This is a genomic window from Borborobacter arsenicus, from assembly GCF_003934165.1.
Taxonomy (GTDB): Bacteria; Pseudomonadota; Alphaproteobacteria; order Rhizobiales; family Rhizobiaceae; genus Pseudaminobacter; species Pseudaminobacter arsenicus.
Genome location: NZ_RKST01000008.1, coordinates 119,679 through 130,635, shown reverse-complemented (window position 1 = coordinate 130,635; position 10,957 = coordinate 119,679). Strand labels below are relative to the sequence as shown.

General features: G+C 60.2%; 12 protein-coding genes. 8 read left to right on the top strand and 4 right to left on the bottom strand.

Going from position 1 to position 10,957, the window contains the following annotated elements; translation table 11 throughout:
* Positions 1-173: 173 nt before the first annotated feature.
* From EET67_RS14205 to EET67_RS14195, 3 genes are all read left to right on the top strand, one after another.
* Positions 174-548, top strand: coding sequence for an Hpt domain-containing protein (locus EET67_RS14205; RefSeq protein WP_128626842.1), 375 nt, complete (start codon positions 174-176; stop codon positions 546-548).
* A gap of 150 nt (positions 549-698) precedes the next feature.
* On the top strand, positions 699-1,019 hold the full coding sequence (locus EET67_RS14200) for a 2Fe-2S iron-sulfur cluster-binding protein (RefSeq protein ID WP_128626841.1): 321 nt from the start codon (positions 699-701) through the stop codon (positions 1,017-1,019).
* A gap of 100 nt (positions 1,020-1,119) precedes the next feature.
* A complete protein-coding gene (locus tag EET67_RS14195) occupies positions 1,120-2,145 on the top strand; it encodes an NAD(P)/FAD-dependent oxidoreductase (RefSeq protein ID WP_128626840.1) in 1,026 nt (341 codons plus the stop codon).
* 64 nt (positions 2,146-2,209) lie between these two features.
* On the opposite strand, the gene EET67_RS14190 is transcribed toward EET67_RS14195, so the two are convergent.
* Positions 2,210-2,827 carry a DUF922 domain-containing Zn-dependent protease gene (locus EET67_RS14190; RefSeq protein ID WP_128626839.1) on the bottom strand — a complete coding sequence of 206 codons (618 nt, stop codon included), beginning with the start codon at positions 2,825-2,827 and terminating at the stop codon, positions 2,210-2,212.
* 125 nt (positions 2,828-2,952) lie between these two features.
* Here EET67_RS14190 and folP point away from each other — a divergent pair, with 125 nt between their 5' ends.
* A complete protein-coding gene (gene folP, locus EET67_RS14185; protein WP_128626838.1) occupies positions 2,953-3,792 on the top strand; it encodes a dihydropteroate synthase in 840 nt (279 codons plus the stop codon).
* Positions 3,793-3,807: 15 nt separating this feature from the next.
* Complete coding sequence (gene folK / locus EET67_RS14180) at positions 3,808-4,323, top strand: 2-amino-4-hydroxy-6-hydroxymethyldihydropteridine diphosphokinase (RefSeq protein WP_128626837.1); 516 nt, start codon at positions 3,808-3,810, stop codon at positions 4,321-4,323.
* A gap of 20 nt (positions 4,324-4,343) precedes the next feature.
* On the opposite strand, the gene EET67_RS14175 is transcribed toward folK, so the two are convergent.
* From EET67_RS14175 to EET67_RS14165, 3 genes are all read right to left on the bottom strand, one after another.
* Entirely contained in the window at positions 4,344-4,643 is a 300-nt protein-coding gene (locus EET67_RS14175; RefSeq protein ID WP_128626836.1) for a helix-turn-helix domain-containing protein, read from the bottom strand.
* A gap of 68 nt (positions 4,644-4,711) precedes the next feature.
* The gene (locus EET67_RS14170; RefSeq protein ID WP_128626835.1) at positions 4,712-5,254 is read right to left on the bottom strand and encodes a DUF924 family protein; all 543 of its coding nucleotides are present in this window, start codon (positions 5,252-5,254) and stop codon (positions 4,712-4,714) included.
* Complete coding sequence (locus tag EET67_RS14165) at positions 5,251-7,095, bottom strand: monovalent cation:proton antiporter-2 (CPA2) family protein (RefSeq protein WP_128626834.1); 1,845 nt, start codon at positions 7,093-7,095, stop codon at positions 5,251-5,253. Before EET67_RS14165 ends, EET67_RS14170 begins: the two co-directional genes overlap by 4 nt.
* A gap of 190 nt (positions 7,096-7,285) precedes the next feature.
* On the opposite strand from EET67_RS14165, the gene dusB reads away from it, so the two are divergent.
* Genes dusB through ntrC form a run of 3 tightly spaced genes read left to right on the top strand, consistent with a single transcriptional unit; the run spans position 7,286 to position 10,880 of the window.
* Positions 7,286-8,308, top strand: coding sequence for a tRNA dihydrouridine synthase DusB (dusB, locus tag EET67_RS14160; RefSeq protein WP_128626833.1), 1,023 nt, complete (start codon positions 7,286-7,288; stop codon positions 8,306-8,308).
* Positions 8,305-9,426 carry a two-component system sensor histidine kinase NtrB gene (locus EET67_RS14155; protein WP_128626832.1) on the top strand — a complete coding sequence of 374 codons (1,122 nt, stop codon included), beginning with the start codon at positions 8,305-8,307 and terminating at the stop codon, positions 9,424-9,426. The genes dusB and EET67_RS14155 overlap by 4 nt, the downstream gene beginning before the upstream one ends.
* The gene (gene ntrC, locus EET67_RS14150; protein WP_128626831.1) at positions 9,423-10,880 is read left to right on the top strand and encodes a nitrogen regulation protein NR(I); all 1,458 of its coding nucleotides are present in this window, start codon (positions 9,423-9,425) and stop codon (positions 10,878-10,880) included. Before EET67_RS14155 ends, ntrC begins: the two co-directional genes overlap by 4 nt.
* Positions 10,881-10,957: the final 77 nt, after the last annotated feature.

Here is a 10,957-nt window from a genome sequence, read left to right as displayed (position 1 = left end):
TCGGGTAAAGGAAACTTGAATCGGTTCGAATACGTAAAAGTTTAAATATAAGGTTAATGATGCCGCGAATTTGGCGGTTTTGCGAACCAATCAGCCACCCTGCGCATTAACCCGTTATCCACATGATTGAGACAGCCTGCAAATCATCGCCGGCATTTGGAAAGCAGTTGGAAATGGCGCCTCGGAATTCAAGAACTGTCGCATTTTCGATGCCCGGCGGTGAAAGCTGCGCCCAGGCCTCCCCGCGGCCGATAGACCTTGCCCATCTCGCCCGCCAGACCATGGGAGACCGTGCGCTGGAGCAAGAGGTCCTGGCACTTTTCGTTCAACAGGCCGTGCAGGTGCGCGACCAGATCGAAGAGGCGAGCATGAATGAGCGCGTCAGGCTTGCACATGGCCTCAAAGGGTCCGCGCGGGGCATCGGTGCCTTTGCCATTGCCGGTTGCGCCGACGCCATCGAAGCCAAGCCGGACAACACTTCGGAAGTGCAGCGCCTCGCTGGTCTGGTCGATGAGGTGCGCGAGTTCATCGCCGCCATCGGGCGCTGATTCCCCCAAGCAGCCAGTTTGCGTCATACAAAGGCGCTTTTGCGCCGCAGTTGACTTGCGCGCCGGAGTGATTATCTCGGCTAGGAGTTCGTTTGTACCGCGACGGGGCAATCCATCAACCGACTCCGAGCGCGTCTTTTAGGGGCAGTAATGACCAAGCTTACCTTCGTCGCCTTTGACGGCACGCGTTTTGACGTGGAAGCCGAGAATGGCTCGACCGTGATGGAAAACGCTATCCGTAACGCCGTGCCGGGCATCGAGGCGGAGTGCGGCGGCGCCTGCGCATGCGCAACGTGCCATGTCTATGTCGACGAGGAGTGGACCGAGACAGTCGGCGAACCCGAGGCCATGGAAGAAGACATGCTGGATTTCGCCTATGATGTACGCCCCAATTCACGATTGTCCTGCCAGATCAAGGTGCGCGACGAACTCGACGGTCTCGTTGTCCAGGTGCCCGAGCGCCAAGGCTGACAGCAGGACGATCGATTAGCAGGCGCTGCCCCTAGCCTCGGCGGTATCTTTCCCGGATTATCGGATACGGATTTCAGGCAACGGCATTCGAGGCAGGCAGATGAGCAGTATCAAGACGGACGTTCTGATCGTAGGAGCGGGGCCGGTTGGACTGTTCGCCGTTTTCGAGCTTGGCCTGTTCGACATGAAGTGCCATCTGGTCGATATTCTTGATCGACCGGGCGGCCAATGCACGGAGCTTTATCCGGAAAAGCCGATCTATGACATTCCGGCATGGCCCTCCATTTCCGCGCAAGGGCTGGTGGACAAGCTCATGGAGCAGATAGCGCCGTTCAAGCCTGAATTCAGCTTCAACCGCATGGTGTCTTCGCTGGAAAGGCTCGAAGACGGCAGTTTTCGCGCGACGACCGATGAAAACGAGGTGATCGAGGCAAAGGTGGTGGTGATAGCGGCGGGCGGTGGTTCGTTCCAGCCCAAGCGTCCCCCAATTCCTGGAATCGAGGCCTATGAGGGCACCAGCGTCTTCTATTCCGTGCGCCGGATGGAAGAATTCCGTGGCCATGATCTGGTGATTGTCGGCGGCGGCGACTCGGCGCTGGACTGGACACTGAACCTGCAGCCTGTCGCCAAAAGCGTAACGCTGGTGCACCGGCGGCCGGAGTTCCGGGCCGCCCCCGACAGCGTCAACAAGATGTTTGCCTTGCAGGAGCTGAAGGAACTCGACTTCCAGGTGGGGCAGGTGACCGGCCTCACTGGCACTGACGGACAGCTGAACTCGGCTACCATCAAGGGACCGGACGGCGAGGTGGAGGTCGCATGCACGCGCATGCTGCCGTTCTTCGGACTGACGATGAAGCTCGGCCCGATCGCCGAGTGGGGCATCAATCTGCACGAGAACCTGATTCCGGTGGACACCGAGAAATTCGAGACATCAACGCCCGGCATCTTCGCCATTGGCGACATCAACTCGTATCCCGGCAAGCTGAAGCTCATCCTCTCCGGCTTTCACGAGGCTGCACTGATGGCACAGGCCGCAAAGCGGATCGTCAGTCCCGGGGAACGGATCGTGTTCCAATATACGACCTCGTCCACCAGCCTGCAGAAGAAACTCGGAGTTGCCGGCTAGCTGGCATGTAGCAAGGCGCCGGCAGCCAATTAATGACTGTGTTGAGTAATTCGCGCGTCGGGCGTTAGCGCGGAAGGCGGCCGGCATCGATCTGTTCGAGGCGATATTTCAGCAGCCGCATGATGCGGCTTTCGAAATTCTTGCCTTCCACGCGATCGAACTCCATCTGCGCCCGATCGTGCCTAGCAAGTATTTTCGCCGTTACTTCCTTCGCCTTGTCGGCAGCCGTCCGGCAGCTTTTCTGCCGGTCCATTGCCTTCAGCGCCTGTTCCATCTCGCGGGCGTAGTTCTTGGCGATCACGACATGGCTTTCCTCATGGCGCTTTATGTCGGCCGAAAGCGTGTCCCAGATCAATCTCACATCCTGCTCGGCCTTGCGCGAGCGGCGCCAGCGCGGAAGAATGAGCTTGGCCTTGACCGTCACATGCGCCTGGACAATCTTGCAGTAATTGGTGGTTTGCTTGTAGCTGAGCCTGGTCGTGAACTCCATTTGCGTGGCGCCCGGATGCCGCTTGTTGGAAGCGCTGACGTGAGGTCCCCGCCGTGCCAGATCGGCTTCGATCTCATCGAGCGTGTTGCCGCCAATGGAAAAATAGCTGTAGGTCTTCGACAGGCTGGCGGCACCGGCAGGTAATGCCATGCAGGCAATGATCATGGTGGCCAGCAGTGTGCGTTTCATCATATTGCCTCTTGCCGCACCTTGCTTTACGGCCCCTGCGCGTGCAACGGAAATCGCTGCGCGGCATTTGTGCCCTGCAAAACGTTGATTATTCGTGGCATCACTTCAGGGCCAGAAAGCGACCGACAATGACGAGACGATGGCGACTTGCGCATGGGCGCTTCCTGGACCTCGGCGACAAAGCGCTGGTGATGGGCATTTTGAACGTGACGCCCGACAGTTTTTCTGACGGCGGGCTGTTCGTCGCCCCCGAAAAGGCCATGGAGCAGGCTCGTCGCATGGCCTCAGAAGGTGCAGTCATCATCGATGTCGGCGGGGAATCGACGCGGCCGGGCGCAACGCCGGTCTCGCCGGAGGAGGAGCAGGCACGTATATTGCCGGTCATCGAGGCCCTGGCCGAAACCGGCGATCTGCTGATTTCGGTCGATACCTATCGCGAGGAGACGGCGCGGCTGGCCATTGCTGCCGGTGCGCATATCGTCAACGACGTCTGGGGTCTGCAACGCGAACCCGGCATCGGCCGCCTGGCAGCCGAAACCGGCGCGGGCCTGGTCATCATGCATACCGGCCGCGAACGCGAAAAGAACCCGGACGTGATCGCCGATCAGTTTGAATTCCTGGGCAAGTCCTTGCAGATCGCCCGCGATGCCGGCGTTGCCGACGACCAGATCGTGCTTGATCCCGGCTTTGGCTTCGCCAAGGATTCGGAAGAAAATCTCCAGCTCATGGCGCGCTTCGCCGAACTGCACGCGCTGGGCTTCCCGTGGTTGGTCGGAACATCGCGCAAGCGTTTCGTCGGCTATGTGTCCGGCAAGGAGTCTGAAGGCCGCGATGCCGCGACGGCGGCGACCAGCGTTGCCCTGCGACTGAAAGGCGCCGACGTGTTCCGCGTCCACAATGTCGCAATGAACGCCGACGCGCTGGTGGTGGCAGATGCGATCCGCAGCCGCGATGAGGCGAAAGACTAATTGCCGAGGTGATAAGTGCAGAATTTGCCTGAAGAACGTGTCTATCTGAGCCTGGGCGGCAATCTGGGAAACCCGGCGAAATCGATGGGCGCGGCCCTGCGCCTTCTCGACGGCAGCGCACAAACCAGGATCGTCGCCGTCTCGTCGCTTTACCGGACACCGCCATGGGGCAAGCTAGATCAGCCGGATTTCCTGAACGCCGTTGCAGAGCTCTCCACCAGCCTGGAGCCGCATGCGCTGCTTGAATTGTGCATGGAAACCGAACGCCAGTTGAAGCGCGTACGCGAAGAGCGCTGGGGCCCTCGGCTCATCGATCTGGACATTCTTGTCTTCGGTGATCGCGCGATCCACGATGCCGAGCTGGATGTGCCACACCCGCGCATGCTCGAGCGCGCTTTCGTTCTGGTGCCCTTTTCCGAGCTCGCCCCGGATTTCAGCATCAAAGGTGTCAGCCTGTCGGAACACCTGTCGCAGATCGACCTTACCGGGATCGAGAAGCTGCCATCAGGCAATGACTGGTGGAAGGCCTAAAACCCTGACGGAGACCCAGATCAGGGTACATCATCGTTCCTGGAAACGCCGCCTTCGCTCTCCAGGATACCGATGCGTTTTGTCTCGGACTTGGTGAATTTCAGCCTGACACCGACGCCGCCGCCATTTTCCGGGATGAATACGGCCCCATGCTCTTCCAGGGCAGCCTGGATTGCCAGAACGGCATCGTCTTCCGGAATTGCGATCTTGCGTTCGAAATTCTCGATCGTGGTTTCGTCAATGCCTGACACGCGCGAAAGGCGCTCGCGTTTGATCTCGACCAGCGCCCGCGCCGCGCGGCACATCGGTCCGGTAATCATCGTATTTTCTCCATAGACGATCCATCGGATATTATCCCTCTGCCGTCAACCGGACCGCTCTCGCCAGCTCAACCAGCAAAGCCGCCGCCATCAAGGAACGCCTGTTCCTCGGGCGTCGTTTCGCGCCCAAGCGCCGGATTGCGATGCGGAAAGCGTCCGAAATGCTCAATAATCTCAAGATGCTCGACGGCGTATTTCATGTACTCTTCCGGCAACGAGCGGGTGAGCTCCACCGACAGGCGCTGGTCCTCGATATTTTCCGAATGCTCGAAGGGCAGGCAGATAAAAACGCGCAGTTCCTCGGCGATTGCCTTGTCATGCCCCGCCGCTATCGCCTTGCGTGCAAAGTGGCGAGCTAGAGGATCAGTCGCAAACATGTGGCCGGTGCCGCGAAAGCAATTACGCGGAAACTGGTCGAGCAGGATGATGAGCGCAAGTGAACCCTCCGGCGTCTCGGCCCAATGGTCAAGTTCCCGCCTGGCTGCTGCAAAATGCCGATCAAGGAAGCGGCCATGGAATTCCCGGTCGAAAGTCTCATCCTTGGCAAACCAGCGGTCGGGTCCGGCTTCACGCCAGAACTCGACGATCTCGGCAGCAGTCTCCTGACTCATCTTTCCTCATCTCCTTGTTTGGCGGCAGACTGCTCAAGCACGGTCGCCGCCTCTTCATTGGCAGCCCTGCCGGGCCGCCGAGGTGGCGTCAGCGGGGCTGGCACAGGCATATTGCCTTTCATGAACTGTCGTCCAGCCTGCAAGCCGCCGACAAGCTGTGCATCCAGCCTTGCCGCGTCGCGCTGGCGCACATCCTCGATGATCTCGATAGCTTCGTCCTGATCTATACCGAGTTTTTCCAGGGTGGCTTGGCCAAAGGAAAGTGCTGATTCGAAGGTTTCGCGGATTTGGTAGTCCACGCCGGCCTGTATCAGGTCCATGGCGATCCCGCGGTCATAGGCGCGCGCCAGAACCGGCACCAGCGGATACTCCGCCCGCATGTGTTCGGCGATCCGGACTGCCACATCGCCCTTGTCGACGCAGATCAGCACGGCGCGAACGCGTCCGGCGCCGGCCGTATGAAGAATGTCGAGGCGCGTACCGTCGCCATAATAAACCTTGAAGCCAAAGCTCGCCGCCGCCTGGATCATCTCCACATCATTGTCGATGATCGAGACATCGATACCCCGCAGCAGCAGCGGCTGGCTGGCGATCTGCCCGAACCGGCCAAAGCCGATAATCAGCACGCTGCCGTCCAGATCCTCGGCGATATCGACATCGTCGAGCGCCTGTTCGCGGCGCGGCAAGGCATAGCGCAGACCGATAATGGCCAATGGCGTCAGCACCATGGAAAGAATGATCACGGCTGTCAGAATGGCATTTTCCTGGCCGTTGATGATGCCCACGGCAAGGGCCGAGGAATAGAGCACGAAGGCGAATTCGCCGCCCTGTGCCATGATCACAGCCCGTTCAAGCGCCTGCGCATGACCTGATCTAAGGAAACGGGCGACCAGATAGATGCCGATGCCCTTCATCACCATATAGGCAGCGACATAGACGGCGATCGCCATCCAGTTGGCGGCAACGATGCCGAGATCGAGCGACATGCCGACTGCGAGGAAAAACAGGCCGAGCAGCACACCGCGGAAAGGTTCGATATCGGCTTCGAGCTGGTGGCGGAAAGTCGATTCCGAAAGCAGCACGCCGGCAAGGAAGGCTCCCATGGCCATGGAGAGCCCACCAAGCTGCATGGCAAGCGCCGAGCCGAGCACGACCAGCAAGGCGGCGGCCGTCATCACTTCGCGAGCACGGGAGTCGGCAAGAATGCGAAACAGCGGATTGAGCAGGTAGCGCCCGGCAACCACCAGTCCGGCAATCGAAGCCAGACCAATGCCGACACTCGTCAACCTTCCGAGCCAGCCGGTGTCTGCGTGGGCGGGTGCTAGGAATGCAATCAGCGCAAGAAGCGGCACGATCGCCAAATCTTCCAGCAGCAATATGGACACCATGCGCTGCCCGTTCGGCGAGGAGAGTTCGCCGCGTTCCTCCAGCAGCTGCATGACGATCGCCGTCGATGTCAGGACGAAGCCGGCGCCGGCAACGAAGGACGCGCTGACGGGAAAGCCGGCAATGACGCCAACGGACGTCAGGAGCACCGCACACACGCCCACCTGCAATATTCCCAACCCGAAAATCTCCCGCCGCAGGTTCCAAAGCCGTGAGGGCTGCATTTCAAGCCCAATGATGAACAGGAACATCACCACGCCGAGTTCTGCGACATGGAGAATAGCTTTCGATTCGGAGAAAACACCGAGTCCGAACGGACCGATAACCACCCCGGCGGCCAGATAACCAAGGATGGAGCCGAGACCGAGGCGCTTGAAGATCGGGACTGCAATGACGCCGGCCGCCAGCAGTGCCACTACCTGGATCAGTTCACTGTTCGAGGCTTCTGCCGCCATGAGGGGCCGTCCTGACAGTTCGGGCGCCGGCTCATATGCGGCGAAATCGTTCCGCGCCAAGATAAGGACTCTGGTCGCCGACGAAAAGCCGTAAGCGTGGTCAAACCACAGTCACCAGCATTTTGCATTGCACAATAGCAGGGATTTGGCTAGATATTATGCAACAGTAAGCGCTGCCCGGTAATTATGCATGATTGACTTCGCAGACTTGGCCAAACCGCTGACCATCGGCAATATCGAAATCCGCAACCGCGTCTTCCTGGCCCCGATGTCGGGCGTCACCGATGAGCCTTTCAGAAAGCGTGCCTACCATCACGGCGCGGGCCTGGTCGTATCCGAAATGGTTGCCAGCGGCGAGCTTGCCAAAGGCCACGTCACATCGGGCATGCGAATCCGCCATTCCGGTCTTCCGGTGCATATGGTCCAGCTTGCCGGCCGCGAGGCCACCCATATGGCCGAGGGCGCGCGGATCGCGGTAGGTGAGGGCGCCGACATCATCGATATCAATATGGGCTGCCCGGCCAAGAAGGTGACTGGAGGCTATGCCGGTTCGGCACTGATGCGCGATCTCGACCATGCGCTGTCGCTGATCGAAGCCGTTGTCGGCGCGGTCGATGTACCGGTGACAGTGAAGATGCGACTCGGTTGGGACGAAAGTGCGCTCAATGCGCCGACGCTTGCTCGGCGTGCCGAACAGGTCGGGGTGAAAATGGTGACCGTTCACGGCCGCACGCGCTGCCAGTTCTACAAGGGCAGGGCGGATTGGCGCGCCATTGCCCGCGTTAAGGAAGCCGTGTCCATCCCGGTCGTAGCCAATGGCGACATCACGACACCGCGGGATGCCGCTGCAATCCTGTCGCAATCGGGTGCGGATGCGGTGATGGTCGGGCGCTCGAACTATGGCGCGCCGTGGACTGCAGGGGCGATCGCAGCCAAGGCAGCCTGCATCACTGTCGACGCGCCGCAGAGCCCCGCAGCCTTTGCCGACTATGTCATCGCCCACTATGAAGACATGCTGTCGCTTTACGGCGCCGAAAGCGGACTGCGGCAGGCGAGAAAACATCTCGGCTGGTATCTTGAGCGCCACGCGGCGGATGCGCCGCCTGACATGCGTTCGCAAATCCTGACGAGTTTTGAGCCCTCCAAGGTTGTCGACCTTCTGTGGCAGGCCTTCGCCGGCACAGACGGCATTCCGGCAAGGACTGCCGCATGACGGCCTCCATATCCGCGCTAAAGGACGGCGATGCCGCACGCATCGTCCTCAATACGATCCGGCGGCCTGTCATCATGATCGGCGCAGACGATCTGATCACCTATGCCAATGCCGATGCGGAGGACTTCTTCCGGTCCAGCGCCGCGATGCTCTCCCGCGCCACGCTGGAGCGTTTCGTGCCGTTCGGCAGCCCGCTCCTGACACTGGTCGAACAGGTTCGGGAGCGCCTTGCCCCGGTCAACGAATATCGGGTCGATATTTCCTCACCACGTCTCGGCATCGAAAAGATCGTCGACATCTATGTCGCGCCGGTGCCGGAACTGCCCGGCTCTGTCGTCGTCATGTTCCAGGAACGCTCGATGGCCGACAAGATCGACAGGCAAATGACGCATCGCGGGGCTGCTCGATCGGTGACAGGGCTTGCCGCCATGCTTGCCCATGAGATCAAGAATCCGCTTTCGGGTATTCGCGGGGCGGCCCAGCTCCTCGAAACCGCCGTATCCGACGAGGATCGGGCGCTGACGCGCCTCATTACCGACGAAACCGACCGGATCGTCTCTCTGGTGGACCGGATGGAGGTGTTTTCGGATGAGCGCCCCATCGACCGCTACCCCGTCAACATCCATGTCGTGCTGGATCACGTAAAAGCCATTGCGAAGAACGGTTTTGCACGGAAAATCAATATACTGGAGGATTATGATCCATCACTTCCTCCGGTTCTTGCCAATCGGGATCACCTCGTTCAGGTGTTTCTCAACCTGGTGAAGAACGCAGCGGAAGCAATCGGTGCCGATCCGGCCGGAGAAATCACCCTGTCGACTGCGTTCCGACCCGGCATGCGGGTTTCGGTGCCCGGCTCGCAGGATCGCGTCTCGCTGCCGCTGGAGTTTTGCGTTCACGACAACGGCTCAGGCGTCTCCGACGATATCCTGCCGATCCTGTTCGACCCATTCATCACCACCAAGCCGAACGGTACGGGCCTTGGCCTGGCCCTGGTGGCCAAGATCGTGGGCGAACATGGCGGGATCGTCGAATGTGAAGCGACAGCGCGCAGCACCACTTTTCGCGTGTTGATGCCTGCCTGGAAGGAGGAATCGACCGGAGGCCATTCATCATGAACCTGCCCGGCAATATTCTGGTGGCGGATGACGACGCGGCCATCCGTACCGTCCTGAACCAGGCGCTGTCGCGTGCCGGATATGAAGTGCGCGTGACCTCCAACGCCGCAACACTATGGCGCTGGGTGGCAGCAGGAGAAGGCGATCTGGTCATTACCGATGTGGTGATGCCCGACGAAAACGCCTTCGACATGCTGCCGCGCATCAAGAAGGCCCGACCGGAATTGCCGGTCATCGTCATGAGCGCGCAAAACACCTTCATGACCGCAATCCGCGCATCCGAAGCCGGCGCCTACGAGTATCTGCCCAAGCCCTTCGATCTCACCGAGCTTCTGAACATCGTCAAGAGGGCACTGTCCGAACCGCGGCGGCCCAGGATCGAGCCGCAGCCGGACGAGCCGACGGACGCCATGCCGCTGATTGGCCGCTCGCCGGCCATGCAGGACATATACCGCATGCTGGCCCGTATGATGCAGACGGACCTGACCGTGATGATTTCTGGCGAATCGGGCACCGGCAAGGAACTGGTTGCGCGGGCGCTGCATGAATATGGCCGCCGCCGCAACGGCCCCTTCGTGGCGATTAATATGGCGGCCATTCCGCGCGACCTGATCGAATCGGAGCTTTTCGGCCATGAGCGCGGCGCCTTCACCGGAGCGCAGAATCGCTCCTCGGGTCGCTTCGAACAGGCCGAAGGCGGCACGCTGTTTCTCGACGAGATCGGCGACATGCCGATGGAGGCGCAGACGCGCCTGCTGCGCGTGTTGCAGCAGGGCGAATACACCACGGTCGGCGGGCGCACGCCGATCCGCACCGACGTACGCATCGTGGCGGCGACCAACAAGGATTTGCGCACCCTGATCAACCAGGGACTGTTCCGCGAAGATCTGTTCTATCGCCTCAATGTCGTTCCGGTCAGGCTGCCGCCATTGCGTGAACGCTCCGAGGATATTGCCGATCTGGTGCGGCATTTCTTCAAGCAGGGCGAAAGCGAGGGTCTGCAAGCCAAGCGCATTTCAGTCGCCGGGCTGGAACTGATGAAGCGCTATCAATGGCCTGGCAACGTCCGTGAATTGGAGAATCTGGTTCGCCGCCTGGCAGCACTTTACGCTCAGGACGAGATTTCAGCCCAGGTTATCGAGTCGGAATTATCTCCACCCGAGCGGCCCGCCTCGTCTGCCGGAGACGCGATTCCGGGCGATCTATCCATCGGTCAGGCCGTCGAGCACTATCTGCAGAACTATTTCGCGTCATTTGCTGGTGATCTGCCGCCAGCAGGCCTTTATCAGCGCATTCTGGCAGAAGTCGAATTTCCGCTGGTGCTGGCTTCGATGACGGCAACCCGTGGCAACCAGATCAAGGCGGCTGAACTGCTCGGCCTCAACCGCAACACACTGCGCAAGAAGATCCGCGAACTCGGTGTCAACGTCTATCGGGCCGCCAAACCGGGCTGAACTTGTCCCCAGCCATTCGCGGGGAAACCACCGGCAAATCTTTCCACAGGTAGCGGCTTTGTTGCATAATCGCCACA